The following is a 25,784-nucleotide window of genomic DNA, read 5'->3' as shown; positions in this document are numbered from 1 at the left end:
GCATTACCGTCGTACTGCAACAGGCGAGGGTCAGGCGGGTTACGATCGTTGCATTCACAGCGAGGTTCATATGGCGACCAAAACAAATCACGCCCTTGTGCCGCTCAACGAAACAATCGCGCGGCAGTACGAGACCGTCGCGCTCGTCCTGCAAGGCGGCGGCGCACTGGGTTCCTATCAGGCCGGTGTCTATGAGGGGCTTGCCGCGGCTGACATCCATCCGAACTGGGTGGCCGGCATCTCGATCGGCGCGCTGAACACGGCGATCATCGCCGGAAATGCACCGGAAGCGCGCGTCGACGCACTGAAGCAGTTCTGGACGACCATCTGCCAGCCGGCTTCCGCGCTGAACTTCTGGCCTTCCGAGCTCGAGAGCCGCCTGTTCGAAATCTCCGACGCCTACCGGCAGGCATTTGCCGCGTGGTATTCGACCCGCGCGCTCCTCGAAGGCCAGAGCGGTTTCTTTGCCCCACGTTTTCCGCAGCCGCTAGGACCCTGGGCGCGCCAGGTGATCGAGGCAAGCCATTACGACACCTCGGCGCTACGCAGCACGCTCACGCGGTTCGCCGATTTCGACCGCATCAACCGGGGCGGCATGCGAGTGTGCGTGGGTGCCGTCAATGTGGCGACGGGCAATCTGACGTTCTTCGATAATAAGGACATCACGTTGAGACCCGAGCACTTCATGGCGTCCGGCGCGTTGCCGCCGGGCTTTCCCGCCGTCGAAGTGGACGGGGAGTTTTACTGGGACGGCGGCCTTGTCTCGAATACACCGTTGGTCCAGGTGCTCGGACAGATTCCGCGGCGCGACACCCTCGTCTTCCAGGTCGATCTCTGGAGCGCACGCGGCGAATTGCCGACGAACATGGAACAGGTGGACGGCCGGACCAAAGACATCCAGTACTCCAGCCGGACGAGAATCGTGACTCACCACGCGCGTCACGATCAGCTGTTGCGCCGGACCCTTCGCGAGGTTTTGCGTCATGTGAGTGCCGAGGCGCTTGAAAACGACCCGTGGTGCAGGATCGCGGCGCGGATGTCGACGGACAAGCGCTACAACGTCGTGCAGCTGATCTACCGGGACAAGCCGTACGAGAATCACTTCAAGGATTTTCAGTTCGGCTACAACACGATGCTGGACCACTGGTGCTCTGGCCTTGCCGACATTCGCGAAACGTGCACGCATCCGGAGTGGTTCGACCTTCCGCAGAACGAGGCGGGATTCGCGTCGCGGGACGTGCACGCGCCCTCCAGCAGCGACCGGCTCGGACCGAAGACGGGCTCGGAACACGAGGCAGGGATTTGATGCGCACCATCCGGTGTCTGGCGTTCGAGCACACGCACGATTTCAGCCATCGAGCAGGCGGCAACTGCGAATGCTGAGTCCGGATGAAGCCGCTATCGGCATAGCGGATCGGGCAAGCCGTACCACGTCGCGCCCGCGCCGATATGAAACCGTTGCAGCGCGTGAGACCGGACAGGCGTGATCGATGTCGGCGGCAAGGGCCGCTCGTGCGCGGTGCCCGCGCCAGTTATCATAGACCCACAGACAGACTTTCCTGCCAGACCTACTATCAGTTCGCACACAGGTAACTGCGTTGCGACGTTCCCTATGAATTCCACTCCCCAAGCTTTCTCGAACCCGGCAATCCGTTCCCTGACGCCGCTTGAGGCGCGCGTGCTGGGCGTGCTGCTCGAGAAGCAGCACACGGTGCCCGACACCTATCCGCTGACGCTCAATGCGCTGACATCGGGATGCAACCAGAAGACTGCGCGTGCCCCGGTCATGAACGTCACCGAGGCAGACGTACTTACCGCCATCGACAGTCTGAAACGCCTGAGCCTGGTGCTGGAAGGCAGCAGCAGCCGCGTACCGCGCTTCGAGCACAATATCAATCGCGTACTCGGGATACCGGCTCAGGCGGCCGCGTTGCTCGCCACGCTGTTCCTGCGCGGCCCACAGACGGCGGCCGAGTTGCGGTTGAACAGCGCGCGGCTGCATGGCTTTGCCGATGTCTCGTCGGTGGAGGCGTTTCTGGACGAACTCGCGACCCGCGAACCGCCACGCGTAGTCAAACTGCCACGCACGCCAGGCGAGCGCGAAAATCGCTGGATGCACCTGCTGTGCGGCGAAGTCAGTCTGAATGAAGCACCCGGGCGTGGCGCCGTCGAGGAGTCAGTCTCGTCCGACGAAGTCGAGGCCCTGAAGGCGGAACAGAAGCGCCAGAGAGAGGAGCTGACTCAACTTAGGGCGCTTGTCGAGCATCTGGCAGCCGAACTGGGCATCCGTCTCGACGGGTTCACACCTCAGTCATAACTGCCGACCTTCCTGCCCTGCGAGTGCGTCGCAAGTGGTCTGTCGCGGGCCACGTGCAATCGGGCAACGTGACGCCTGGTCATACCGATGAATACGCGTCCCCCGGCAGTTCCCACGGAAGATGGCGAGTCAACCGAACGGGTCGTCGCGCTGCAACTCCACTGCGGTAAGCTGTACGTTTCATGCGATCTTGAAATAAGGGGCAGAGGCAAATGCGGCGTGTCATATTCAATCAGAAGGGTGGAGTCGGCAAATCGACCATCGTATGCAACCTGGCGGCGATAAACGCCAGCGAGGGGATGCGCACGCTCGTCGTTGACCTCGATCCGCAGGGCAACTCAAGCCAGTATCTTCTCGGCAAACAGGCGAGTGACCTCAAGCCGAGCGTGGCGGACTTCTTCGAAACCGCCTTGAATTTCAGCTTCAGGCCGACGCCAGTGTCGACGTTCATCCATCCCACGCCGTTCGAGAATCTCGATGTCATGCCCTCCCATCCTGATCTCGATGCGCTGCACGGCAAGCTCGAATCCCGCTACAAAATCTACAAGCTGCGTGACGCGCTCAATGAACTGGATGCGTACGATGCCATTTATATCGACACGCCGCCGGCATTGAATTTCTACACCCGCTCCGCGCTGATTGCGGTTGAACGCTGCCTGATCCCCTTCGACTGCGACGATTTTTCCCGTCGCGCCTTGTACACGCTGCTCGACAACGTTAAGGAGATTCAGCAGGACCACAATTCCGGACTGGAGGTCGAGGGAATCGTGATCAACCAGTTTCAACCCCGCGCAAGCCTGCCGCTCCAGCTGGTCGAGGAACTGGTCAGTGAGGGTTTGCCGGTGCTGGCGTCCCGGCTGTCCTCCTCCGTGAAAATTCGGGAGTCTCATCAATATGCGCGGCCGATGATTCACTTCGATCCCCGCCACAAGCTCTCCCAGGAGTTCATGGCATTGCATCGTGAACTGCTTGGATAGCAGCCGGGACGCAGTGTGCGCCCGCCAATTCGGAACGCCATCATGAACAACAAGGTTTCGGGGAAACCAGACGAGCTGGATTCGGGCGGCAGTCGCCACCATCAGATCTTTCCAACGCTGGACGAAAAGCAGTTCGCGCTGCTGGAGCGATATGGCGAGCGCCGCCGGCTAAACACGGGCGACGTTCTGTTCACCGAAGGCGAGCGGCATATCTGCATGTTCGCCATCGTCTCCGGAACAATCGAGGCGACAAGAGACTCGAGGGACGGCCCGCATGTTCTGGGGGTGCACGGTCCAGGCAGCTTCACCGGCGAGGTCGGTACACTCGCGGGCCGCGCCGCGGTGGCTACGGCACGCGCCAAGTCGGATTGCGAGGTCATCGCCATTGACGAGGAATCGCTACGCGCACTCGTGATTGCGGAAGCCGAGTTGAGCGAAACCATCATGCGTGCCTTTATCCTGCGCCGGGTCGCATTCATTCAGGGCCCGCACGGGGGCGTCCTGGTGATTGGAAGCTCAGCCTCCGCGGCCACGCTCGGTCTGCGTCATTTTCTCAGCCGCAACGGTCAGCCCTCGGCCTACTTCGATATTGTCGAGCATGCGGAGGCAAAAGAACTTCTGGCGCGTTATGGCGCAACGGAAGCCGACATGCCGGTTGTCATCACGTTACAGGGCGCAGTCCTCAAGCGGCCGAGCAACCGGGCAGTCGCCGATGCAATCGGCCTGAGCCCGGACAGGCTGAATGGCGCGTGCTTCGACGTCGTCGTGGTCGGCGCGGGACCGGGAGGTCTTGCGGCCGCGGTCTACGCCGCGTCCGAAGGGCTGAGGGTCGCCGTCCTCGACACCAAGGCACCCGGTGGTCAGGCGGGCACTAGTTCGAAGATTGAAAACTACTTTGGGTTTCCGACCGGCATTTCGGGGCAGGCGCTGGCGGGCCGCGGTCTGTCTCAATGCCGCAAGTTCGGCGCGGAAGTCGGTGTGCCGATCGAAGTGCTCGGAATAGAGTGCCGGGACGACCCGCCCTTTCATATCAGACTGAACTACGACGAGAGTGTCGACGCCCGGGCTGTCGTCATTGCGACCGGTGCGCGCTACCGGAAGCCGTCGCTCGCGCGCCTCGAGCACTTCGAGGGGCGTGGCGTCTACTACAGTGCGACCTTCATGGAGGCCGCGTTCTGCGGCAACGAAGAACTGATTGTCGTCGGCGGTGGCAATTCTGCCGGGCAGGCAGCGGTGTTTCTGGCGGGATTCGCGCGTCACGTCCACATCGTGATTCGCGGCGACGGACTCAATGCGAGCATGTCGAACTATTTGATCAGGCGCATCGACGCGGCGGCCAATATCACGCTGCACCTGAGGACACAGATCGTCGAACTGTACGGCGACACAAAGCTTGAGGCCGTGAAGTGGGACCGCCAGGGGCAGATCGAAGAGAAGCCCATCCGGCACGTCTTCCTCTTTCTCGGCGCCCAGCCGAATACCGGCTGGCTCGGCAATTGCGTTGCGCTGGACAGGAATGGTTTTGTGCTGACCGGACCCGATGCAGGCCCTCAGTGGACGTCAGACCGCCCGCCACACTATCTGGAAACAAGCCGGCCTGGCATCTTTGCCGTCGGCGACGTTCGCAGCGGCTCGGTAAAGAGAGTTGCTACGGCGGTAGGAGAAGGCGCGGCTGCCATCCAGTCCCTTCACCAATATCTGGCCTTGTCCGGTTAAGTTCTGTTCGCACGGGTCAATGCTCGAGCTGTGGAAGACAACGATTACCGCTCGTTGCGCCCCTCGGTGGGCGGCGCGCCAGGCAGACGGTCCAGCCTCGCCAGAAGCGCCAGCCCCTTCTGCACGATGCGAGGCGGCGCGTCAGGGCGTGCCATCACCTCGCGGATGCGCGTTCGCCAGTACTCCGGATTCATCACGGCACTGACCTCGACGGTTCCGAGCCTGTTGCCCAGACGCTCCAGCTGACAGACCGCGGCCTGTATATGTGAGAGGTCCTGCTCCGCCTGATGGTCCCACCACATACTCACCTCGTCGATGTGGCTTTGTGCCATACGGTTCTGTAGCCGGATTGGCATGATCGCAGCGCAAACGGGTATCCCGGAACCGCGATAGCGCCCGACACCGCTTCATGCTTCGTTAAACGGTCATCCGCGATCATCTGCGGACCCGGACCCAGCGGCACCAGTCGTGATGATCCAGATTCCGGAGCAGCTGCTCACGACGACGCTCGCGACGATAATGCCCGGCGACCGCGATCGCCGCTGTCACCAGTACGAACATTCCCGACACGATCCCAAGCCACGACTCGCTCATTAGCGCCTCCTCACGTCGGGTTGCCGATTGCCGCCCCGTTATTTCAACCCACGCCGACCGCCGTTGATCGCGCCGCTGGGTTCCCTTCACATGCGGACATGCGAATGTCACAGTCATTCATCGGATGCGCGCAACAGCCTGCAGAACGGCATGACCCTCCGGTGTAATGCGAGGACGCCGGCTTCCTGATGCGAGTGGCTCCAGTGCCGCCAGTCGACGTTCCATGAGGGTACGGATCTCGATACGGTCCGGGTCGATCTGATCCGGGTTATGGTTGAGCAGCATTAACGTGGTGAATTCGTGGGGACTTAACATGACTGTCTGCCGGCGAAATGGAATTGCTGTGCTGGATCGCTTCGCTACGAATGACGACCATGCAGAGGCAACGGAACGGCTCTCCACTGTTGGCTTCAACAAGCGCCTGTCAAGTGCCAGGCGGGGCAAATCCGGTGTGCTATCGGGCGAGCGGGCTTACAACCTGATACCTCGCTGAGCCTGTGCAATTAGAGTTTTGATTCTAACTTTGTTAAATCCGCATCCAGCCTGCTTCTTGCCAGGTAGATTCCCTTATTGAGAAAGGGTGCCGGTTAGTCACCTGGGTGATTGCGCGGAAGTCAGGGAGGTCGACCGGCTGGCATGTTAGTCAGTGGTTCTGCATGGCAGTCGGGAGTGTTCGTCCTCAGCAACAGTTTCGCTTCGCTAGCGGCACGCTTTGCAGAATCTGACGTTCTGTTCCGCTACGGATCTGCCGCCGTGTAATTGCCTGGGATCGCTAACGATGGGTGACTGTGCGCACCTCGAGTTTCCACGATTCACCACACCGGGTCCCATCAGCCGTCATCTGGATGCGAAGGGTTACGAGGTGACAACTGGCATCGGTCCGGATCTCATGGAAAGCGCGCGAGCCGCTGACAGCGGAATGGTCGACCTGCTGTCGAAGCAGCACCACCTCAGTGCCGTCGATGCCTATCTACTCTGCAGCGTCTGCGGCGATCTGCATATCAACGAGATCGTCGACCAGCCCAACCGGGTCGTCTCGCTCTATTTTCCGCGCATCGTGTTCGAGTGAGATTTGCCGTTAGCGAGGTCAACCGCTCACACCCGGCAAATCACCGCGATTTCAGACCGGGCGATGCACGAGACTCGAGCGACGCCGCGCCCGGGCGACGATCGATTCGATCGTCGCGCGAGCAACCGCACGGCGCGATTTCCTCGCCATGTGGGTCAGTTTTCTGTCGCTGACCGGATGACGGGCCCACGCGAGCGCCGCGAACCAGCCGACGATCGTCCATCCGAGCAGCACGTTCGCGATCGTGACTGCCAATGTGTCTTTACGTCCTCGCACATCCGCAATGATGGACGGAGTCAGGTACAGCGCCAATGCGCCCACATAAGCCAGCGATTCCAGAAACTTCAACATTGCATCACCTCTTTGCGACGATATGTCTGTGCACAAGGCATGCAAGCGCAACGCGTACGGCTTGCATGCGTTCAGGAGAGAACGATTAACGACCCACGGACGCATCACGCGGGGCAGACACCAGCTCACCGCTGCCCGATTGCGACGACGCCCCTACGACACCGCCAAACGCGTTGCCTTGCGAGCTAACGGCATCGCCACGCTCGGCGGCGACAGTCTGCGCACTCTGGCCACGCTGCGAGGCAGGCGCGCCCGCGGACGGACGATAGAAAGGCGCCGGGCCGTAGCCGCTGGCGAATGCGGGCGCGGCAAGAGCAGCTGAGGCTGCGATAAGCAGCGCGGCAACAAGCTTGTTCTTCATGATGAGACTCCGGTGATATAGCGATTTCCGAGGCGCGATCACCCAACTGAAAGATGTCCGGTGCGTCGCGAATGGGATTCAGTGTATGCCGTCTCTATCGAATATCTATGCCGATAGCGTGAAATCACCGTTTTCAATTCCCGAACAATCCTCGCGGCTGAGGACCGGACGCGCCGCGGCGGCCGCAAAGCGCAGCGTTGCGCCGACTTCGCTGACCGGAACAACGCAGACCGTGACCGCATACGACGCAGGCCTGGCTACTACCGGTATCGGTCCGCGGTGATAGCATCGACACCCTGCAAGGTGGATACGCCGTCGCCTGCCCGGACGCGCAGGGGCAGATGGTTGGGCGCAACGAGGAAGCAGATGTCGGAAGCCAACGTCAACCCCAATTCCGTTAGTGATATTCCCGTCGAGCGCCAGGTCCTTTCGGAAGGCAGTCTTTCGATCGGTTTGACATTGCCCCTGCTCCGGGCTGGCAACATCGTCGTGGATTTCGAAGAGCAGGTCGCGCTGGCCAGCCTCGCGGATGAACTCGGCTATCGTGCGCTCTGGGTGCGCGACGTGCCGTTGAACAGCGCCGACTATCCAGACCCGGTCGGACATCTGGACCCGTGGGTATGGCTTGGCGCCCTCGCCTCGCACACCCGGAACATCGCGTTGGTTAGCGGCGCTATCGTGCTCACGCTGCGCCATCCGTTGCATATTGCGAAGGGGGCCGTTTCCGTCAGCACCTTGTCGCGCGGCCGGTTCATTCTTGGTCTCGGCTCCGGCGACCGGCCTCCTGAATTCGCCGCCTTCGGCCAGGATTCAGATCAACGGCGCGAGATCTATCGCACGCACTGGGAAACCGTAGCGGCGGCCTTGAACGTAACGTCGCGCATCATCCCCGACCGGATTCAGGCTGACACTCCAGCGTTTTTTCTGTTGCCCCGGCCGCTGGCTGCCGTTCCGCTGCTGGCCGTCGGTTCGGGCGGACAAAGCGTCGACTGGATCGCGCGCAACGCCATCGGCTGGATGACCTATCATCGCGAGCCACAGATCCAGCGAGCACGACACAGCATGTGGCGAGCCGCGGTCGACCGGCTCCCCGCGGGTGCATTCCGTGCGTTCGGGGTTGCGATGCGCCTCGAACTGGGCGCGGACGCAAACGAACCCGCAACGCCAATCCCGCTCGGATACCGGACAGGACGACGTGCCCTTTCCAGTCTCCTGCGGGACATGCGTGAGAATGGCACGCACCATGTGAGCTTCAATCTGACATCAGAGCGGCCGGTCCGGGAAGTGCTCGAAGAACTGGCGGCAGAAGTTTTGCCCGAATTCCACAGCGATCAACGACAGCGCGTCTAGAGAGACGCGCGAACTGGAGCGGCGCGGTTCGGCGGGGAACGACGCCGCAAGCGGATCATGTCCCGTGTTTTCCGCACGCCGGGATCGGCGGTCGTGAGGCAGCTACAGGAGGCCCGACTTCCAGATCATCTGCGCAGCCGCTGCGGCCACGAACAGCAGCACCAGCCTGCGAAACATGGCGGGCGACAGTCTGTCGCGAAGCGGCCGCGCGAGCAGGATACCGATGACCACCGGGATGCTCGCGGCACCCGAGATGGCGAGATCGGTCCAGCTCGCGTGAGCACCGCCGCTGAACGCAATGATGAGGGTGATGATCGACACCACCAGGATGATCGCGATCTGTTTGGTGAATGCCTTGCCGGTCGCGCCGGATGCGATCAGGTACATCGCCAGCAGCGGACCCGGCACGGACGCGATGCTCTCCATCACCGCCGCGCCGAACCCAAGCGCGAACCCTGCGGGCCTCGCGACAGACGGCGACAGGGTGAGCTTCGGCGTCGCGAGCAGCAGGAGCGCCGCAAACATGAGCACCGCTCCGGCTGCGGCCTGCGCCCGGTGCGGCGAGAGCGAAATCAGCGCGGTCACGCCAACGAGGTTGCCGAGGACCGTGCCGGCGAGAGGCGCTGCGATCCGGCGTACCGTCGGCAGCATGTCGCCGCCTTCCAGCGCCTGCGGGATGTTGCCGAGAACGATCGGCATCGACAGCAGCAGCACCGCCTGTTTGACCGGCAGGAAGTGGCTGAGTATCGGCATCGCGACGAGCGGCACGCCGATACTGACCACGCCCTTGACCATGCCGCCAAGCAGCAGAGCCGCGACGATGCCCAGTAACGCATACAGGTCGAGCGCCTGCAGGCTGGGGCCTGGAAGACCGCCGGAAAGATCAGGATGGATCATGGCTGCGAGGTTCGCGCGGCGACTTCACGTTGGAGAAACGTGCAAGCATATACGCTAACGCAACCGGACGTCCTCAGTCCGGTCGCGGCGCTTGCTCCCCTCAACCGATTTGTGCCTGCCGGCCGAGCAGTGGATCCAGACCGCCGGCCTCGTCGAGCGCGTGAAGATCGTCGAATCCGCCGACGTGCGTCATGCCGATGAAAATCTGCGGCACCGTGCGGCGTCCTGTTCGTTCGGCGAGCGCAGAAGCCGCAGAACGGTCGCCCTCGATGCTGATATCGTTGAACGTCACGCCCTTGTTGCGCAGCAACGCCTTGGCGGCGATGCAGTACGGACAGGTGGGTTTGGTGTAGATCGTTACAGTGGACATGATGCTGTTTCCCGGTAGATAGCGTTGGGGACCGTCGGTGACGGCGTGACTGAACTATAAAAGTCAGTCCCTTTCGCGTTAATCGCGGGACGGCTCATCAAGATGCTCATTCGAATCAATGCGCGACGCGCCTGCCCTGACCGCGCGCATACCGGGCCATGCGGCGACCGTTCTCCGCGACGACGCGGCCTGTGCAAGCGGCGGCGCGTGGCGCGCGTCATGTCGCGTCACGTCCGGTCCGATCACGTCAGGAAAGAAGAATTGAACTGACGACGGCACACGCCGTCAGCGCGGCGCGGGTCTATCCCGCTTCGACCTGGCCACCCGATGCGCGGTAGCGCGCCGGGGTGACGCCGATAAGGCGTTTGAACACGCGTTGAAACGCGGCGTCCGATTGATAGCCGACCATTTCGCCGATCTCCGCAACCGCAAGCCCGGACTGCAGCAACGTGCGGCCTGCGAGCGTCATGCGTACCTCGGTCAGCACGTCGGTGGCGGAACGCCCGATTGCGTCCTGGAACTGCCGCACGAAGGTCGCTCGCGACATATTGCAAAGCGCCGCGAACTGGTCGAGCGTCCAGGGCTGTGCGGGTGACTCGAACATGGCCGATATCGCCGGTTGCAACCGCGGCCGCCCCGCCAGGGCGAGCAGGCCATGCGGCGCCTGCGGCCCCACACTCGCGAAGCGCAGGGTCAACGCGAAGAGCGCGGCGGACAGATGGCCTACCAGCGTCTCGCTGCCGGGGCCTTCGTCGACCGCTTCTTCCCTCATCAACTCGATCAGCCGCGCGAGCCGCGAGCCGGCCATCGATGCGGCCGGGTCGCCCTCGCCGTTGGTGGCGCCAGGCCCGTGGAGCGCGCTGCGCACCACCAGCCGCCCCGGCAGGTGATCGCGCAACAGCCGGTCGGGCACCGCGCCGACCAGAAACCGCCCGCACAGGATGTCGGCCTGCGCGCCCGCCCCTTCATTCTCCGCAATCATCAGCGACATGCTTTGCCGCTCGGCCGGCGGCGACGCCGACTCGCCGCTGCCGTCGTGGATCCGATGCGCCCCGCCCGCGGGAAACACGATGATGTCGCCCGCGATCAGCTTCTCGGGCGCGCTGTCACCGTATTCGAGCACGGCCTCTCCCGACAGCAGCACGTGATACGGAATCTCGCGGATGGCCGAATTGCCCTGCGAGATCGCCCACGGCGCGCCGAAGTGGCAACGCACGTCCAGACGGCCAGTGACGGGGATCAGGGAAAGGACTCGACTGAGCAGATCCATATTGAGCCGCTTGAGCAGGTTCTTGCGTCGTTTGAGGATTCGCCCGGCGAGCGCGGCGACATACAGTGACTGCAACGAAAGCAGCAGGATTTTACCGGACCCGCGACAGGCGCGCAGCCGGCACTCATTTACCGAATTCATCCTTTCGAGGACGTCATGAAAACAGTTCACATCGATGTCGCCATCATCGGCGCCGGCAGCGCCGGCCTGCCAGCCTACCGCGCGGCGAAGGCGGCCGGCGCCTCAGCGATCCTGATCGAAGGCGGCCCGCACGGCACGACATGTGCGCGCGTCGGCTGTATGCCGTCGAAGCTGCTGATCGCCGCCGCCGAAGCCGCGCATGCCGCATCGCACACGGCGCCATTCGGTGTGCACATCGACGGCACGATCCGCATCGACGGCCGGGAAGTCATGCAGCGCGTGAAGAGCGAGCGCGACCGCTTCGTGGGCTTCGTGCTCGATAGCGTCGAGTCCATCCCGGCCGAAGACAGGCTCACCGGCTACGCGCGCTTCATCGACGACGGCCTGCTTCAGGTGGGCGACCACACCCGCGTACGGGCGCGCAGCATCGTGATCGCGACGGGCTCGTCGCCGGTGATCCCGCCGATGTATCAGGCCCTCGGCGATCGTGCGATCGTCAATGACGATGTGTTCGCATGGTCAGACCTGCCGCGCAAGGTCGCGGTAGTCGGCGCCGGTGTGATCGGACTGGAACTCGGGCAGGCGCTTGCGCATCTCGGCGTGGACGTGACCGTGCTCGGCGCACGTGGACGTGTCGGTCCGCTCACCGATCCGGCGATCAAGGCCTATGCCCACGAGACCTTCCGCCAGTCGTTCCGTTTTGAAGCGCACGCAACAGTCGAAGCGGCCGTCCGCCAGGGCGACGAGGTCCAGCTGCGTTTCAGAAACGACGCAGGTGAACTGGCTGAGGACACGTTCGACTACGTGCTCGTCACCGCCGGCCGCAAGCCGAATTTCGACCGCCTCGCATTGAACAACACAGGCATCCAGCTCGATAGCAAGGGCGTTCCGGTCTATGACCCGTTGACGCTACAGGCGGGTGCGCATCCTGTGTTCATCGCCGGCGATGCGAACGATGTGCTGCCGCTTCTGCACGAAGCCGCCGATGAAGGACGCGCCGCGGGCACCAACGCGGCCCGCTTCCCGAATGTCGTGCCGCTGGTGCGCCGCGCGCCGATTGCCGTGCTCTTCTCGGATCCGGGAATCGCGATGGTGGGCGCCCGGCATGCCGACCTTGCGCCCGACTCCTTCGTGACCGGCGAGGTCAGCTTCGAAGACCAGGGGCGCAGCCGGGTCATGCTGAAGAATCGCGGACTGATGCATGTCTATGTCGACAGGGCCAGCCGGCAGTTTCTCGGCGCGGAATGGATCGGGCCGGATGCCGAGCATATCGCTCACCTGCTGGCGTGGGCACTGCAGATGAAGCTGAGCGTCGACGCGATGCTGGAGATGCCTTTCTATCACCCAGTTGTGGAGGAAGGTCTGCGCACGGCGCTGCGCCATGCGGCGGCCGCGCTGCGCGGTGCGTGATGCGTATCTGATCGAAGACGGCGTCGGCGCGAACAAGGCGCCGCCGCGCTGACAGCCGACCGTTACCGCTACCCCGAGGATCGCCCGAGGCAGGCCGTCCACGCACAACCGGCCATTACATCGGCGGAGCGACGCCGTCCTTTTCGACCAGGACGCGTTGCGCGACAAAAGTGCCCTGCGACGCGGCTGTTGCGACGACGAACACTTTCTTGCCCGGCGTCAGGTCGGTGCGGTCGGCCGGCGTGAAGGTCACGACCGGAACATTGGGCGGGACGGTCACCACCTTGCTGCCGCCCTTGTACGACAGCTTCAGATCGCGGCCGCTTTCACCCTCGACGACCGCGTCGACGTTCGCGTTCGTCATCGAGCTGTTCGGACCGAAGTCCCATGCATAGTGACCTTCACCCGAGCCACGCGCGGATTCCGGAAAGACAAGCACCTCGGTTGCGGTCAACCTGCCGTCCGCGCCGGTCGTGGCGGCCGTGCCGATGAACGTGCCGGGCTTGATGTCAGCAAGCTGCAGGGCTTTGACGGCCGACACGCCAGCGGTCGGTTTCACTTCGATCGAAACCGTATCGCCGCTGCGGCGATGCACCTTCAGGACATCGCCCTCGAAGGAGACGATCTCACCGCGAATACGCGTCGGCTTGACGTCCGGCGTCTGGGCGAGTGAGGCACCGGCGAAAGCCAGGGTGACGAGCGCAATGCCGAGTTTCAGGCGGATAGACATGGATGCTCCGTGCAGGGCTGTCGATCGAGCCGCGGTGTGCTGCCGACCACACGGACTAAACATCAATCGCGCGAAATTATTCCGCGGGGAAAGAAATAATTTATCTTACAAATATCCAACGCTCAACGACATGACGGCGCAGCAGGCGCTGCGCCGTCACCGGCAACCGGAAGGCCCCATCCTAGTCGGGCATGCCCGCGCCGCGCGTCTCCGGCAGGAACCACGGCAGCACGATGCCGAGCAGATATACCGAGCCCATCGCCAGTGCCGCCTGCGACACGCCGCCGAAAGACTTGATCATGCTTCCTGCAATGATCGGGAAAACCCACGCGATCAGGCGCGCAGCATTGAACACGAAGCTGATCGCGGTCGAACGAACGCTGCAGCTAAAGAGCTCGCCCGGATAAATGGCCATCCACACATAGGCACAGCCCAGCGTGAAGAAACCGTTGACCGGCGCGACCCACATCATCACTTCGATGCTCGTCGTCAGCTTGTAGGTGATGAATGTCGTCACCAGCGCGCCGACGAAAGTCAGCGACAGGAACGCGCGCCGACCGATTGCGTCGACCACGAAGCCCGCCACCATGTAAGCCACGATCGCGCCGACGGTGTAGACGATCGATATCTTCGAGCCCCATGACAGCGCGTCCGGGATGCCTTCCGCCCTGGCGAGCGCCACGGTGTAGGTCGGCAGCCAGCTGGAAATAGCCCACCAGCCGACGGTTGTGACAATCGACAGCACGAGCAGGATCAGCGTGCGGCGCAGCGCTTCGCGTTCGCTAAAGAGTTGCGCCAGCGTGAAGGGACGCTTGCCGGAGTCAGAGGCTTCGCCCGCGGCCGGCCCGACGTTCGTCGCGCTCCAGCGCTTCTCGCGCACCGCACGCTGCCATTTCTCCGACTCGTTCACCCCGCGCCGGATATACAGCACGAAGAGCGCCGGCAACGCGCCCAGCACGAACATCAGCCGCCACGTTTCAGCGCCGAGCGGATGCGTCGACGCAAGCGCGTACCACACGAGCGCCGCGATCAAGGTGCCCCAGCCGAAGCCCGACTGCAGGAAGCCTGCCCCTTTCGCACGGGCCTGCTCCGGCCATGTCTCCGACAGCAGCGCGATACCTGTGCTCCATTCGCTGCCCATTGCGAGGCCGGTCAGAAAGCGCAGTCCGCACAGCATCCAGAAGGTTTGCGAAAACGCAGTCAAACCCGAGAGCACCGCGTAGAGGAACACGGACCACAGCATCATGCGCTTGCGCCCCACGTAATCCGCGAGAATCCCGCCGACCAGACCGCCTGCGCCCCAGCCGAGCAGCGTGATTCCGATGACCAGACCCGCGTAGATCGTGGGAGACGCCGCCTGCGCCGGCGACAGCACCGAGTGCAGCATCGGCCCCAGGACGACGACGAGCGCCAGCGCCTCGTAGCCGTCGAAGATCCAGCCAAGAAAGCTTGCCTTGAGCACGCGCCAGTGCATCGACGTCAGGCCGTCGTACCAGCGGTTCCGTGTGCTGACAGCAAGGTGTCCGTGTTCCATCTTTCGTCTCCTTCATGCTTTCATCAGGGTGTTTCTGCGTGTTGCCGGTCGTGCGCCGGCTCTCACTTTGGCCACGAGCCCGGGGCTAGCGTTGCCCGAACGCCGCGCCGTCGAAGACGCGGCCGGCGCCGCGTGGCTCGCAGCGCCAGTATTGCGGCGACGCCTTGACGGTCGCACCCAGTTCGGCGGCGGCATGCCACGGCCAGCGCGGGTCCCACAGCACGGCACGGGCGAGAGCGATCAGGTCGGCGTCGCCGTCGCGAATCACCTTGTCGGCCTCTGCCGCGTCGGTAATGAGGCCGACGCCTATGGTCTTCATGCCGGTTGCTTCACGCACCGCGCGGGCAAACGGGATCTGATAGTGTGGCCCGACCGGAATTTTCTGGCGCGGCGACACCCCGCCCGTCGAGACATCGATCCAGTCGCAGCCGCGCTCGTGAAGGCGCCGCGCAAGCTCGATGGTCTGCTCGATGTCCCAGCCGCCCTCGACCCAGTCGGTTGCCGAGACACGCACGCCGAGCGGCTTCCCGGCGGGCCAGACGGCGCGCACCGCGTCGAAGATCTCGAGCGGAAAGCGCATCCGGTTTTCCGGCGAGCCACCATATTCGTCGTTCCGCTGGTTGGCAACCGGCGAGAGAAACTGGTGCAGCAGATAGCCGTGTGCAAAGTGGAGTTCGATGGCAGCGAGGTCGAGCCGCGCGGCCCGCCGCGCACTCTCGACAAACGCGTCACGGATGCGCTTCAGGCCCTCGTGATCGAGTTCGAGCGGCGGTATTTCTCCTTCGGACTGGGGCAGCGCCGACGGCCCGTAGGCGCGCCAGCCGCCGTCTTTCAGCGCGATCTGCGCGCCGCCTCGCCAGGGCGGCTCGCTCGACGACTTGCGTCCCGCGTGACACAGCTGGATGCCGATCGGCATGTCGCTGAACTGGCGGACCTCGTCGAGGACGCTCGCGAGCGCCGCTTCGTTCGCATCGGAGTAAAGGCCAAGGCAGTATGGCGTGATCCGGCCGCCCGCTTCCACCGCGGTCGCTTCGAGCAGCATCAGGCTGGCGCCGCTTTGCGACAGGTTGCCGATATGCGTGCGATGCCACGCGCTCGCCGAGCCGTCGACGGCGCTGTACTGGCACATCGGGCTGATGATGATGCGGTTGTCCAGCTTGAGCGAACCAAGTTCGAAGGGAGAAAAAAGTGTTGCGCTCATCGATGCGTTTCCTTACCCGGTAAAGATGATGACCTGTACGCAGGGCGGCGGGCGCCGAACAAAAGTCGCGACCTCGACTTAAAATCGCAAAGCGCGATGCGTCAGCGCCGCATGACCAACGATGGCGCCGCGCCGATCGAATCCCTGTTGCTCATAGGATGCGGAGTTCCGGGCATCTTGAGAACTTCTGAATGTTCAATGCAGGCATCGTCAAACGCGATGGATGCAAGCGGAAAAATACGGGAAAACCCTTCCCCAGGAGAGCAGATGCGTGTTGCAGCAGATCGACCGGTACGCTTCGACATGGAGTCGCTGCGCATCTTCGTAGCGGTGATCGAGGAAGGCAGCATAGCAGCGGCGTCGGGGCGCACGCACCTTGTGGCGTCGGCGGTCAGCAAGCGCGTATCGGACCTCGAGAGCGATGCCGGGACGCCGCTCCTCTATCGCCACAGCCGCGGCGTGCAGGCTACGCCTGCGGGAGAAGCGCTCTATCACCACGCGAGGCGCCTGATCGAGCATCTGCAGCAGATTTCGGATGAGCTGTCCGAATACTCGGAAGGGTTGCGCGGGCACGCGCGGATCTATGTGAACTTCACCGCGATGGTTCAGTATCTGCCAGGCGCGCTGCACTCGTTTCTGCGTGCGAATCCGGAAGTGCGGATCGACATGGTCGAAAAGACCAGCGACGAAGTGGTGCAGGCGATCGTGAGCGGCGTGGCCGACCTCGGTATCTGCTCGGCCGCCACGGATTCGCTCGGCGATCTGCAATGGCATCCGTACCGCACCGACAAGCTGGTGCTGATCGTGCCGTCGGATCATCCGCTGGCCGCGCGCGCAAGCGTCAGCTTTGCGGAAGCGCTCGACGAAGACTTCGTCAGCATGCCGTACGGCACGTCGATCCCGAAGCTGTGTCGCGCGGCCGCCGAGCGCACCGGCAAGCGCCTGCGCGTGCGCATCGAGGTGACGAGTTTCGAGGGCGTGCGCAATATGGTGAGCGCGGGTCTCGGCATCGGCGTGCTGCCCGAGGGCAGCGTCGTGCCGTATCGGCACGCCGCATCGTTTCGTGTCGTCGAACTCGACGAACCGTGGTCGCTGCGCCCTCTTCTCATCATCGCCCGCAATTTCCAGACGCTGCCAATGCCTGCCCGCCTGCTCGTCGACCACCTCGAAAGCGGCCATCGCACAGCGTGACCGCCGGCGCACATTGCTCGCACAACCACCGCACAGACCGTCCGTTGCGGTAACGGACGGCATGCCCCAACCTGCACCATTGCCGGGCATCGCGGCGCCTGTTCATGGCGCTCCTGCCTCGATTCAGGGCATCGCCATCGCACCAGACGCCCTGCACACGGCAATACATTGCATGGCACAGTTCTCGCTTTTCAAGCCTCCCAAGGAGCCGGCGCTACATCCGGTTTGGTAGTCACAATTTGCAATGGACGACTAGGGTTCCGGTCTGCATCGCGTCATGCGAAGCGGATGCTGGTCCGAGAGTTGTCGACCTCAGGCGAGGTTACACGGCGGGATAAAAGCCCGGGAGAGAACGCGAGAAGTCGCGCCGCTCCTGCCGTCGATAACCCGTCAACCCGAGGTCAACTTCATGCGCAAGCTCCGTCTGTTCGCTGCTGCCGTCACCGCTCTCTCCATTCTCGCCTCCACTCCAACGTTTGCCGCCGGGCGCACGGACTTCAAGGTCTGCTGGACCATCTACGCTGGCTGGATGCCATGGGGCGAAGCCAAAACCCAGGGCATCGTCTCGAAGTGGGCAAAGAAATACGGCATCAATGTCGATGTCGTCCAGCTCAACGACTACGTCGAATCGATCAACCAGTACACCGCCGGCAAGTTCGACGGCTGCGCGATGACCAATATGGATGCGCTGACGATTCCCGCCACCGGCGGCGTCGACTCCACCGCGCTCATCATCAGCGACTACTCGAACGGCAACGACGGCGTGCTCATCAAGGGCAACGGCAAGAAGATCGCGGACCTCAAAGGCCAGCCGGTCAATCTGGTCGAGTTCTCCGTTTCGCACTATCTGCTCGCGCGGGCGCTCGAATCGGCCGGCCTGAGCGAGCGCGACCTGAAGGTTGTCAACACATCGGATGCGGACATCTCGGCCGCGTTCGCCACGCCCACCGTCAAGCAGGCCGTCACGTGGAACCCGATGCTCGCCGACCTGAAGGGACAGCCGAACGTCACCGAAGTCTTCGATTCCAGCAAGATCCCCGGCGAAATCATGGACATGATGGTCGTCAACACGAAGACGCTTCAGGACAACCCGGCGCTCGGCAAGGCGCTCACCGGCGCATGGTTCGAAATGGTCGCGCTGATGCATGCGAATAGCGCCAGCAGCACGGCTGCGTTGACGTCGATGGCCAAGGCTTCCGGCACCGACCTCGCCGGCTTCAAGGGCCAGCTCTCGACCACGGCGCTCTTCTACACCCCGAAGGCCGCGCTCGACTTCGCCACCAGTCCGAGCCTGCCGCAAACCATGACGCGCGTCGCGAAGTTCTCATTCGACCATGGCCTGCTCGGCCAGGGCGCGCCCGACGCGAACGCGGTCGGCATGGCCTTCGACAAGGGCGTGATCGTCGGCAGCAAGAGCAACGTCAAGCTGCGCTTCGATCCGACCTACGTACGGCTGGCCGCGGACGGCAAGCTGTAGAGCCCCTGAACCACGAGACTGTACGACATGCGACTCATCAACCGACATCCAGGCCGCAGCGGCGCGCTGATGCTGCTGCTCATGCCGTTCATCGTGCTGGTCGCGGTGTACTTCACGGGATCGTCGCTGCGCCTCGCGGCGAACCCCGAGGACAAGCTGCTGCCGAGCGCGACGCAAATGAGCGACGCGGTCAGACAGTTCGCCTTCACCGAGGACAGGCGCACCGGCGAGCATCTGCTGTGGGCCGACACGGCGTCGAGCCTGCGGCGCCTTGGCATCGGTCTCGTGGTTAGCGCGGCGATCGCCCTCGTGGCGGGCATCCTGACGGGCAGCATTCCGCTCGTCACGGCGACGCTTTCCCCGTTCATCACGGTGATCTCGATGATCCCGCCGCTCGCCGTGCTGCCGATCCTCTTCATCGTGTTCGGGCTGGACGAACTGTCGAAGGTCGTGCTGATCGTCATCGGCATCACGCCGATGATGATCCGCGATCTTCAGCAGCGCGCCCGCGAGATTCCGAACGAGCTGTGGGTGAAGGCGCAGACACTCGGCGCCACCAGTTGGACGCTGATGCTGCGCGTGATCGTGCCGCAACTGTTGCCGCGGCTCCTCGTCGCGTTGCGGCTGTCGCTGTGCTCTGCGTGGCTCTTCCTGATCGCCGCCGAAGCGATCGCATCGACGGACGGCCTCGGCTATCGCATCTTCCTCGTGCGCCGCTATCTCGCGATGGACGTGATCCTGCCTTACGTGATGTGGATCACGCTGCTCGCATGGCTGATGGACGAAGCGTTGCGGCGCCTCACGAAATGGGCGTTCCCCTGGTACGGCGGAGGCTCACGATGATCGAAGTCCGTAACGTCTGGAAAGAGTACGGCGAGCAGGTCGTGCTGGAGCGGATCAACCTGAAGATCGGGCAAGGGGAATTCTGTTCGATGGTGGGCGCATCGGGATGCGGCAAGTCGACCTTCCTGCGCCTGCTGCTCGGCCAGGAACGCGCGACGCGCGGCGAGATCCTGCTCGACGGCGAGCCGTTGCCCGGCGAACCGGATGCGCATCGCGGCGTGGTGTTTCAGCGCTATTCGGTGTTCGACCATCTGAGCGTCATGCGCAACGTGCTGCTCGGGCTCGAACTGCCGCAGGCGAAATTCACCGGCCGTCTCTTCGGCGCACGCCGTCGCGCGGCGCAGGACGAAGCGGTGTCGATGCTCGAGCGTGTGGGTCTCGGCGCCGCGCTCGACAAGTACCCGCATCAACTGTCCGGCGGCATGCAGCAACGTCTCGCGATTGCGCAGGCGCTGGTGATGAAGCCGCGCGTGCTGCTGCTCGACGAGCCGTTCGGCGCGCTCGACCCAGGCATTCGCAAGGACATGCACGAACTGCTGCTCGCGCTGTGGCGCGAAACCGGCCTGACGATTTTCATGGTCACGCACGATCTGAAGGAAGGCTTCGCGCTCGGCAGCCGCGTGCTGGTATTCGACAAGGTGCGCGTCGATCCGCAGGCGCCGCAGGCTTACGGCGCGCGCATCACGTACAACATTCCACTGGATCACAGCCGCGACTCGATATCGTCCCTTCACATGGCGCAGGCCGTGGTGGAAGGCGCATCGCGCGCCGATGTGATTCCGGCTTAAGGGAAACGCAACATGGATTATCTACTGGAAGAAACGGTTCCCGGCGGCGCTCACGCGTCGCTCATCGTCAGGCGTGGGCAATCGCTGCGGATCACCGATCTGCGCGGCGGCGCCAACGTGAGCGTGATGATGGTCAACGCCGCAGAGAAAAGCGAGCGCCTCAATCTGCCCGACACGCTCAAGTGCCAGCACACTGCAAAACTCACCGCCGGTCATTGCCTGTATTCCGACATGGGCCGCGTGCTCGCCGCCATCGTTGCGGACACGTGCGGCTGGCATGACACGCTCACCGGCGTATCGAACGCGGAAGAAGTGCAGCAGAAATACGGCACCGGCCGCTATCAGGAATTGCGCAACGCGTTCTTCCGCAATGGCACCGACAACCTGCTCGTCGAACTCGGCAAGTGGGGCCTCGGCCTCTCCGATCTGCTGATGACGCTGAACCTGTTCAGCCGTGTCGATGTCACCGACGCCGGCGCGCTCAGCTTCGTGCCGGGCAATTCGAAGGCCGGCGACTACGTCGAGCTGTACGCGCCGATGAACACGCTCGTCGTGCTGACGGCGATCCAACATCCGCTCGACCCGAATCCGGAATACGCGCCGAAGCCCGTCAGGCTCACGCTGGCCGAGGCCGACCCGCAGGTCGCCGAACTCTGCCGCACGTCTTGCGACGAAAACGTCCGCGGCTTCATCAATACCGAACGCTTCTTTCTTTGACCGGAGCACGCCAGATGACGACCACGCTCATCGAAAGCACAAGGAATCCCGCCGATGCGATCTATCGCGAAACGCTTGCGGCGGGCGAACCGTGGCTCAAGGAAGTGAAGGCCGGCCAGACGCTGCGCATTCACGACCTGGAAGGCAACCAGGCCGTCGATACGCTGTTCTACAGCCTCGCCGACCCGCGCGAACGCTACGACGCTCAACGTACGCTGCGTCGCCAGCAAAGCCTGTATCTGACCACCGGCACGGTGCTCTATTCGAACCTCGGCAACCCGATGCTGACGATCGTCGCCGATACGTGCGGACGTCACGATACGCTCGGCGGGGCCTGCGCACAGGAGAGCAACACCGTGCGCTATGCACTCGAAAAGCGCTACATGCATAGCTGCCGCGACAACTACCTGCGTGCCTGTGCGCACGACGGCCGCCTGTCGAAGCGCGACATCAATGCGAACGTCAACTTCTTCATGAACGTGCCGGTGACGGCGAGCGGCGGCCTGACGTTCGAAGACGGCATTTCGGCGCCCGGCAAATACGTCGAGATGCGCGCTGAAATGGATGTGATCGTGCTGATCTCGAACTGTCCGCAGCTGAACAACCCCTGCAACGCCTACAACCCGACGCCCGCGGAGCTGCTGATATGGAACTGAAGACCCTGCGCAACTGGATCTACGACGTGCTGCGGGTTCGCGCGGAACGCTATTTCCCGATGCACCGCGCCGCCACCTCGCCCGTGCAGACAAAGCACTAAACGCCAGACAGCTTCATCGCTGACACGCCGTGGACGACCACGGCATGCATGCCCACGTGGCGGGACGGCCCGCCCATGCCTTACACGTCCTCTCATGTTCGAGAAAGTCCTCATTGCCAATCGCGGCGCGATTGCCTGCCGCATCCTGCGCACGCTGCGCGAACTTGATGTGGCGGGTATCGCGGTGTACAGCGAAGCCGACCGCGCAAGCCGGCACGTCACAGAAGCCTCCGCGGCGCACGGTCTGGGTGAAGGCGCGGCCGGCGCGACCTATCTCGACGTCGGCAAGATCCTCGCCGTCGCGCGTGCCGAACGGGTGCAGGCGATTCATCCGGGCTACGGCTTCCTGTCGGAGAACGCCGCCTTCGCGCAGGCGTGCGAAGCAGCCGGCATCGCGTTCATCGGACCGACACCCGATCAGTTGCGTGCTTTCGGGCTCAAGCACACCGCGCGCTCGATCGCCGCAACGCAGGGCGTGCCGATGCTGGAGGGCACCGGTCTGCTCGACGACATTGCCGCTGCACTGGAGGCGGCAGAACGCATCGGCTACCCGGTGATGCTGAAAAGCACGGCAGGCGGTGGCGGCATCGGCATGCGCGTGTGCCGCTCGGTCGATGAACTGACGTCGCAGTTCGACGTCGTGAAGCGCCTCGGTCAGAACAACTTCAGCGACGCGGGCGTGTTTCTCGAGAAATACATCGAGCGTGCGCGTCATCTTGAAGTGCAGGTCTTCGGCGACGGCAGAGGTGACGCCATCGCGCTTGGCGTGCGCGACTGTTCCGTGCAACGGCGCAACCAGAAGGTGCTGGAGGAGACACCCGCGCCGAACCTGCCCGACGGTATGGCCGACGCGCTTTGCGCCGCGGCGATCCGGCTGGCGAAGGCCGTCAGCTACCGCTCGGCGGGAACGGTCGAGTTCGTCTACGACAGCCTCGCCGAGCGCTTCTATTTCCTCGAAGTGAACACGCGTCTGCAGGTCGAGCATGGTGTGACGGAACAGGTCTGGGGTGTCGATCTCGTGCGCTGGATGGTCGAACTCGCGGCCGGTACGCTGGCGCCGCTCGATACGCTCATGCGCGAGCTGCGGCCCTCTGGCCACGCGATCCAGGCGCGCCTCTACGCCGAAGATCCGGGCCGTGATTTCAAACCCAGCCCGGGCCTGCTGACGGACGTTGCGTTCCCCGCTGCCGATGGCCGCGCACTGCGTATCGATACGTGGATCGAAGCCGGCTGCGAGGTGCCGCCCTACTTCGATCCGATGCTGGCGAAACTGATCGCCTGGTCGCCGACGCGCGATGAAGCGCGCCACGCGCTCGGCGCGGCGCTTGGCGCAACGCGCCTGTACGGCGTCGAGACGAATCGCGACTATCTGCGGCAAATACTCGACGACGCGCCATTCGCGAGCGGCGAGCCGTGGACGCGTTGCCTCGAAGGTCTCCGCTATCACGCCACCACGCTCGAGGTGTTGAGCGGCGGCACGCAGACGACGGTCCAGGATTATCCGGGGCGGCTCGGCTACTGGGCGGTAGGCATTCCGCCGTCAGGTCCGATGGACGACCGCGCGTTGCAGCTCGGCAATCGCCTGCTCGGCAACGACGCATGCGCTGCCGCGCTCGAAATCACCATGAGCGGCCCGACGCTGCGCTTCAATACCGATGCGGTCGTCGCCATCACAGGTGCGGCGCTGCCTGTCACGATCGACGACATCCCCCAGCCGCTCCACACGGCGCTCTTCATCGCGGCTGGCGCGACGCTCGCGCTCGGCACGATTCGCGGCGCAGGCGCGCGCGCCTATCTGTGCGTGCGCGGCGGACTCGACGTTGCACAGTATCTCGGCAGCCGAAGCACATTCACGCTGGGACAGTTCGGCGGACATGGCGGCCGCGCGCTGCGCGCCGGCGATGTACTGCACCTTCAACCACTCACTGACCGTACGGCGGGCGCAGCATTGCCCGCCCCGCTCACGCCGCAACTGCAGGACGTGCGCGTGCTGCGGGTGATCTACGGCCCGCACGGCGCACCGGAATATTTCAGTGCGGCGTACATCGACCGCTTTCTGGCGACCGCATGGGAGATCCATTTCAACTCCAGCCGCACCGGCGTGCGCCTGATCGGTCCGAAGCCGGAATGGACGCGTCAGGACGGCGGCGAAGCGGGCCTGCATCCGTCGAACATTCACGACAATCCGTATGCGGTGGGCGCGATCGACTTTACCGGCGACATGCCGGTGATTCTGGGCCCCGATGGCCCCAGTCTCGGCGGCTTCGTCTGTCCGGTCACGATCATCGAGGCGGACCTCTGGCAGATCGGCCAACTGAAGGCCGGCGACAAGGTGCGCTTCGTGCCCGTCGATATCGAAACGGCGCGTGCCGCCGCGCGAGCCCGCCATGTCGAAACGGCCATGCTCGAAGCGCAGACAGACGCAGCGCCGCTCGACGGCTCGCGCATCGGCGCAACGCCTGCGCTCGCGTCGCCGATAGTGCTGGACATCGGCTCGGATCGCGAGCGGCTCGTCGCGCGCCTGTCCGGCGATACGCACCTGCTGCTCGAAATCGGCCCGGCCGAACTCGACCTCGTGCTGCGGTTTCGCGGCCATGCGCTGATGCAATCGCTTGAGGCGCTCGACATCGAAGGTGTGATCGACCTCACGCCCGGCATCCGCTCGCTGCAGATTCACTACCAGCCTGAACGTCTGCCGCTCGCCACCCTGCTCGCCACAGTCGAAAGCACCTGGCAGCGTGTGCTGCTGCAACAGGATCTGCGCGTGCCGTCGCGCATCGTGCACCTGCCGCTGTCGTGGGACGACCCGGCCTGTCAGCTCGCCATCGACAAATACATGACCACGGTGCGCAAGGACGCCCCATGGTGCCCGAGCAATCTGGAATTCATCCGCCGCATCAACGATCTCGATTCGATCGACGCCGTGAAGAACATCGTCTTCGAGGCAAGTTATCTCGTGATGGGTCTCGGTGATGTCTATCTCGGCGCGCCGGTTGCGACGCCGCTCGACCCGCGCCATCGCCTCGTGACGACCAAGTACAACCCGGCACGGACATGGACCGCGGAGAACTCGGTCGGCATCGGCGGCGCCTATCTGTGCGTGTACGGGATGGAAGGTCCGGGCGGATACCAGTTCGTCGGGCGCACGCTGCAGATGTGGAATCGCTTTCGTCAAACGGCGGACTTCGCCGGCCGCCCGTATCTGCTGCGCTTCTTTGACCAGATCCGTTTCTACGAAGTCCCGGCAGACGAACTGCTGCAGATACGCGCGGACTTTCCGCTCGGGCGTTACCCGCTGCGGATCGAAGAAACCGAACTGTCGCTTGCCGACTATCAGGCCTTTATCGAGCGCGAAGCCGACGACATCGACCAGTTCCGCACGCAGCAGCAGGCCGCGTTTCAGGCCGAACGGCAGCGCTGGCACGAGGCGGGCAGCGCCCTGGAAGCGCTGGAGTCGCCCACTGCCGCCGACATCGGCACGACGCCGCTCGAAGACCACCAGGTCGCGGTAGACAGCGAGATCGCCGGCAATCTGTGGCAGGTCCACGTCAACCCCGGCGCGACGGTCGCGGCGGGCGACGTGCTGCTCGTCATCGAATCCATGAAGATGGAGATTTCGGTCACGGCACCCTGCTCAGGCATCGTCGACGAGGTGTACGTCGCACCCGGTTCTCCGGTGCGGGCAGGACAGCGTGTCGTGGTGATCGGACGCGCGTGAGGCTT

At 63.8% G+C, this 25,784-nt stretch carries 24 protein-coding genes and 1 riboswitch; of the genes, 14 read left to right on the top strand and 10 right to left on the bottom strand.

The window, feature by feature from the left end; all coding sequences use genetic code 11:
- Positions 1–70 precede the first annotated feature (70 nt).
- From P3T23_RS22805 to P3T23_RS22790, 4 genes are all read left to right on the top strand, one after another.
- Complete coding sequence (locus P3T23_RS22805) at positions 71–1,306, top strand: DUF3734 domain-containing protein (RefSeq protein ID WP_429318383.1); 1,236 nt, start codon at positions 71–73, stop codon at positions 1,304–1,306.
- A gap of 306 nt (positions 1,307–1,612) precedes the next feature.
- On the top strand, positions 1,613–2,317 hold the full coding sequence (locus P3T23_RS22800) for a YceH family protein (RefSeq protein ID WP_429318382.1): 705 nt from the start codon (positions 1,613–1,615) through the stop codon (positions 2,315–2,317).
- A 212-nt stretch (positions 2,318–2,529) separates the two neighbouring features.
- Positions 2,530–3,294 (top strand): ParA family protein, encoded by a 765-nt coding sequence (locus tag P3T23_RS22795; RefSeq protein ID WP_429318381.1) that lies wholly within the window; start codon positions 2,530–2,532, stop codon positions 3,292–3,294.
- 42 nt (positions 3,295–3,336) lie between these two features.
- Positions 3,337–5,010, top strand: coding sequence for an FAD-dependent oxidoreductase (locus tag P3T23_RS22790; protein WP_429318380.1), 1,674 nt, complete (start codon positions 3,337–3,339; stop codon positions 5,008–5,010).
- Positions 5,011–5,054: 44 nt separating this feature from the next.
- Here P3T23_RS22790 and P3T23_RS22785 read toward each other — a convergent pair whose 3' ends face one another.
- A complete protein-coding gene (locus P3T23_RS22785; protein ID WP_429318379.1) occupies positions 5,055–5,342 on the bottom strand; it encodes a hypothetical protein in 288 nt (95 codons plus the stop codon).
- A gap of 103 nt (positions 5,343–5,445) precedes the next feature.
- A complete protein-coding gene (locus tag P3T23_RS22780; protein ID WP_429318378.1) occupies positions 5,446–5,604 on the bottom strand; it encodes a hypothetical protein in 159 nt (52 codons plus the stop codon).
- Positions 5,605–6,382: 778 nt separating this feature from the next.
- On the opposite strand from P3T23_RS22780, the gene P3T23_RS22775 reads away from it, so the two are divergent.
- Entirely contained in the window at positions 6,383–6,673 is a 291-nt protein-coding gene (locus P3T23_RS22775) for a hypothetical protein (RefSeq protein WP_429318377.1), read from the top strand.
- Between the two features lie 51 nt (positions 6,674–6,724).
- On the opposite strand, the gene P3T23_RS22770 is transcribed toward P3T23_RS22775, so the two are convergent.
- The gene (locus P3T23_RS22770) at positions 6,725–7,024 is read right to left on the bottom strand and encodes a superinfection immunity protein (RefSeq protein ID WP_429318376.1); all 300 of its coding nucleotides are present in this window, start codon (positions 7,022–7,024) and stop codon (positions 6,725–6,727) included.
- 85 nt (positions 7,025–7,109) lie between these two features.
- A complete protein-coding gene (locus tag P3T23_RS22765) occupies positions 7,110–7,385 on the bottom strand; it encodes a hypothetical protein (RefSeq protein ID WP_429318375.1) in 276 nt (91 codons plus the stop codon).
- A gap of 366 nt (positions 7,386–7,751) precedes the next feature.
- On the opposite strand from P3T23_RS22765, the gene P3T23_RS22760 reads away from it, so the two are divergent.
- Positions 7,752–8,735 carry an LLM class oxidoreductase gene (locus P3T23_RS22760; protein ID WP_429318374.1) on the top strand — a complete coding sequence of 328 codons (984 nt, stop codon included), beginning with the start codon at positions 7,752–7,754 and terminating at the stop codon, positions 8,733–8,735.
- A 102-nt stretch (positions 8,736–8,837) separates the two neighbouring features.
- Here the strand turns inward: P3T23_RS22760 and P3T23_RS22755 are convergent, their stop codons facing one another.
- The 3 genes from P3T23_RS22755 to P3T23_RS22745 all read right to left on the bottom strand — a co-directional run bounded on the left by P3T23_RS22755 (position 8,838) and on the right by P3T23_RS22745 (position 11,272).
- The gene (locus P3T23_RS22755) at positions 8,838–9,632 is read right to left on the bottom strand and encodes a TSUP family transporter (RefSeq protein ID WP_429318373.1); all 795 of its coding nucleotides are present in this window, start codon (positions 9,630–9,632) and stop codon (positions 8,838–8,840) included.
- A 100-nt stretch (positions 9,633–9,732) separates the two neighbouring features.
- Positions 9,733–10,002 carry a glutaredoxin 3 gene (grxC, locus tag P3T23_RS22750; protein WP_429318372.1) on the bottom strand — a complete coding sequence of 90 codons (270 nt, stop codon included), beginning with the start codon at positions 10,000–10,002 and terminating at the stop codon, positions 9,733–9,735.
- Between the two features lie 301 nt (positions 10,003–10,303).
- On the bottom strand, positions 10,304–11,272 hold the full coding sequence (locus tag P3T23_RS22745; protein ID WP_429318420.1) for an AraC family transcriptional regulator: 969 nt from the start codon (positions 11,270–11,272) through the stop codon (positions 10,304–10,306).
- A gap of 156 nt (positions 11,273–11,428) precedes the next feature.
- On the opposite strand from P3T23_RS22745, the gene P3T23_RS22740 reads away from it, so the two are divergent.
- Positions 11,429–12,823 (top strand): dihydrolipoyl dehydrogenase, encoded by a 1,395-nt coding sequence (locus tag P3T23_RS22740; RefSeq protein ID WP_429318371.1) that lies wholly within the window; start codon positions 11,429–11,431, stop codon positions 12,821–12,823.
- A gap of 115 nt (positions 12,824–12,938) precedes the next feature.
- Here the strand turns inward: P3T23_RS22740 and P3T23_RS22735 are convergent, their stop codons facing one another.
- From P3T23_RS22735 to P3T23_RS22725, 3 genes are all read right to left on the bottom strand, one after another.
- Positions 12,939–13,553: a hypothetical protein gene (locus P3T23_RS22735; RefSeq protein WP_429318370.1), complete on the bottom strand. Its 615-nt coding sequence runs from the start codon at positions 13,551–13,553 to the stop codon at positions 12,939–12,941.
- 181 nt (positions 13,554–13,734) lie between these two features.
- Complete coding sequence (locus P3T23_RS22730) at positions 13,735–15,087, bottom strand: MFS transporter (protein ID WP_429318369.1); 1,353 nt, start codon at positions 15,085–15,087, stop codon at positions 13,735–13,737.
- Positions 15,088–15,172: 85 nt separating this feature from the next.
- Positions 15,173–16,288, bottom strand: a complete 1,116-nt coding sequence (locus P3T23_RS22725) for an NADH:flavin oxidoreductase/NADH oxidase (RefSeq protein WP_429318368.1) — start codon at positions 16,286–16,288, stop codon at positions 15,173–15,175.
- Between the two features lie 267 nt (positions 16,289–16,555).
- Between P3T23_RS22725 and P3T23_RS22720 the strand changes: the two genes are divergently transcribed.
- The 7 genes from P3T23_RS22720 to uca all read left to right on the top strand — a co-directional run bounded on the left by P3T23_RS22720 (position 16,556) and on the right by uca (position 25,779).
- The gene (locus P3T23_RS22720; RefSeq protein WP_429318367.1) at positions 16,556–17,479 is read left to right on the top strand and encodes a LysR family transcriptional regulator; all 924 of its coding nucleotides are present in this window, start codon (positions 16,556–16,558) and stop codon (positions 17,477–17,479) included.
- A 241-nt stretch (positions 17,480–17,720) separates the two neighbouring features.
- Positions 17,721–17,830, top strand: a riboswitch (guanidine-I (ykkC/yxkD leader).
- Positions 17,831–17,888: 58 nt separating this feature from the next.
- Entirely contained in the window at positions 17,889–18,956 is a 1,068-nt protein-coding gene (locus P3T23_RS22715) for a putative urea ABC transporter substrate-binding protein (RefSeq protein WP_429318366.1), read from the top strand.
- A 27-nt stretch (positions 18,957–18,983) separates the two neighbouring features.
- Positions 18,984–19,799 carry an ABC transporter permease gene (locus P3T23_RS22710; RefSeq protein ID WP_429318365.1) on the top strand — a complete coding sequence of 272 codons (816 nt, stop codon included), beginning with the start codon at positions 18,984–18,986 and terminating at the stop codon, positions 19,797–19,799.
- Positions 19,796–20,587, top strand: a complete 792-nt coding sequence (locus tag P3T23_RS22705; RefSeq protein ID WP_429318364.1) for an ABC transporter ATP-binding protein — start codon at positions 19,796–19,798, stop codon at positions 20,585–20,587. The genes P3T23_RS22710 and P3T23_RS22705 overlap by 4 nt, the downstream gene beginning before the upstream one ends.
- Before the next feature lie 12 nt (positions 20,588–20,599).
- The gene (locus tag P3T23_RS22700; protein ID WP_429318363.1) at positions 20,600–21,304 is read left to right on the top strand and encodes an urea amidolyase associated protein UAAP1; all 705 of its coding nucleotides are present in this window, start codon (positions 20,600–20,602) and stop codon (positions 21,302–21,304) included.
- A 14-nt stretch (positions 21,305–21,318) separates the two neighbouring features.
- Positions 21,319–21,960 carry an urea amidolyase associated protein UAAP2 gene (locus P3T23_RS22695; protein WP_429318362.1) on the top strand — a complete coding sequence of 214 codons (642 nt, stop codon included), beginning with the start codon at positions 21,319–21,321 and terminating at the stop codon, positions 21,958–21,960.
- 195 nt (positions 21,961–22,155) lie between these two features.
- Positions 22,156–25,779 (top strand): urea carboxylase, encoded by a 3,624-nt coding sequence (gene uca, locus P3T23_RS22690; protein WP_429318361.1) that lies wholly within the window; start codon positions 22,156–22,158, stop codon positions 25,777–25,779.
- Positions 25,780–25,784: the final 5 nt, after the last annotated feature.

Source organism: Paraburkholderia sp. GAS448, assembly GCF_050435685.1.
Classification (GTDB): Bacteria; Pseudomonadota; Gammaproteobacteria; order Burkholderiales; family Burkholderiaceae; genus Paraburkholderia.
Note: the sequence above shows the minus strand (reverse complement) of the source record. Positions and strands in the feature narration are given on the sequence as shown.

Excerpts from the sequence above, each read along its gene's own strand:
- P3T23_RS22735 (WP_429318370.1), bottom strand. The coding sequence starts at position 13,553 with ATGTCTATCCGCCTGAAACTCGGCATTGCGCTCGTCACCCTGGCTTTC.
- P3T23_RS22745 (WP_429318420.1), bottom strand. The coding sequence starts at position 11,272 with ATGGATCTGCTCAGTCGAGTCCTTTCCCTGATCCCCGTCACTGGCCGT.
- P3T23_RS22715 (WP_429318366.1), top strand. The coding sequence starts at position 17,889 with ATGCGCAAGCTCCGTCTGTTCGCTGCTGCCGTCACCGCTCTCTCCATT.
- P3T23_RS22720 (WP_429318367.1), top strand. The coding sequence starts at position 16,556 with ATGCGTGTTGCAGCAGATCGACCGGTACGCTTCGACATGGAGTCGCTG.
- P3T23_RS22765 (WP_429318375.1), bottom strand. The coding sequence starts at position 7,385 with ATGAAGAACAAGCTTGTTGCCGCGCTGCTTATCGCAGCCTCAGCTGCT.
- P3T23_RS22790 (WP_429318380.1), top strand. The coding sequence starts at position 3,337 with ATGAACAACAAGGTTTCGGGGAAACCAGACGAGCTGGATTCGGGCGGC.
- P3T23_RS22800 (WP_429318382.1), top strand. The coding sequence starts at position 1,613 with ATGAATTCCACTCCCCAAGCTTTCTCGAACCCGGCAATCCGTTCCCTG.
- P3T23_RS22705 (WP_429318364.1), top strand. The coding sequence starts at position 19,796 with ATGATCGAAGTCCGTAACGTCTGGAAAGAGTACGGCGAGCAGGTCGTG.
- P3T23_RS22700 (WP_429318363.1), top strand. The coding sequence starts at position 20,600 with ATGGATTATCTACTGGAAGAAACGGTTCCCGGCGGCGCTCACGCGTCG.
- P3T23_RS22695 (WP_429318362.1), top strand. The coding sequence starts at position 21,319 with ATGACGACCACGCTCATCGAAAGCACAAGGAATCCCGCCGATGCGATC.
- P3T23_RS22780 (WP_429318378.1), bottom strand. The coding sequence starts at position 5,604 with ATGAGCGAGTCGTGGCTTGGGATCGTGTCGGGAATGTTCGTACTGGTG.
- grxC (WP_429318372.1), bottom strand. The coding sequence starts at position 10,002 with ATGTCCACTGTAACGATCTACACCAAACCCACCTGTCCGTACTGCATC.
- P3T23_RS22775 (WP_429318377.1), top strand. The coding sequence starts at position 6,383 with ATGGGTGACTGTGCGCACCTCGAGTTTCCACGATTCACCACACCGGGT.
- P3T23_RS22805 (WP_429318383.1), top strand. The coding sequence starts at position 71 with ATGGCGACCAAAACAAATCACGCCCTTGTGCCGCTCAACGAAACAATC.
- P3T23_RS22760 (WP_429318374.1), top strand. The coding sequence starts at position 7,752 with ATGTCGGAAGCCAACGTCAACCCCAATTCCGTTAGTGATATTCCCGTC.
- P3T23_RS22795 (WP_429318381.1), top strand. The coding sequence starts at position 2,530 with ATGCGGCGTGTCATATTCAATCAGAAGGGTGGAGTCGGCAAATCGACC.
- P3T23_RS22785 (WP_429318379.1), bottom strand. The coding sequence starts at position 5,342 with ATGGCACAAAGCCACATCGACGAGGTGAGTATGTGGTGGGACCATCAG.
- P3T23_RS22755 (WP_429318373.1), bottom strand. The coding sequence starts at position 9,632 with ATGATCCATCCTGATCTTTCCGGCGGTCTTCCAGGCCCCAGCCTGCAG.
- P3T23_RS22725 (WP_429318368.1), bottom strand. The coding sequence starts at position 16,288 with ATGAGCGCAACACTTTTTTCTCCCTTCGAACTTGGTTCGCTCAAGCTG.
- P3T23_RS22770 (WP_429318376.1), bottom strand. The coding sequence starts at position 7,024 with ATGTTGAAGTTTCTGGAATCGCTGGCTTATGTGGGCGCATTGGCGCTG.
- P3T23_RS22710 (WP_429318365.1), top strand. The coding sequence starts at position 18,984 with ATGCGACTCATCAACCGACATCCAGGCCGCAGCGGCGCGCTGATGCTG.
- P3T23_RS22730 (WP_429318369.1), bottom strand. The coding sequence starts at position 15,087 with ATGGAACACGGACACCTTGCTGTCAGCACACGGAACCGCTGGTACGAC.
- P3T23_RS22740 (WP_429318371.1), top strand. The coding sequence starts at position 11,429 with ATGAAAACAGTTCACATCGATGTCGCCATCATCGGCGCCGGCAGCGCC.
- uca (WP_429318361.1), top strand. The coding sequence starts at position 22,156 with ATGTTCGAGAAAGTCCTCATTGCCAATCGCGGCGCGATTGCCTGCCGC.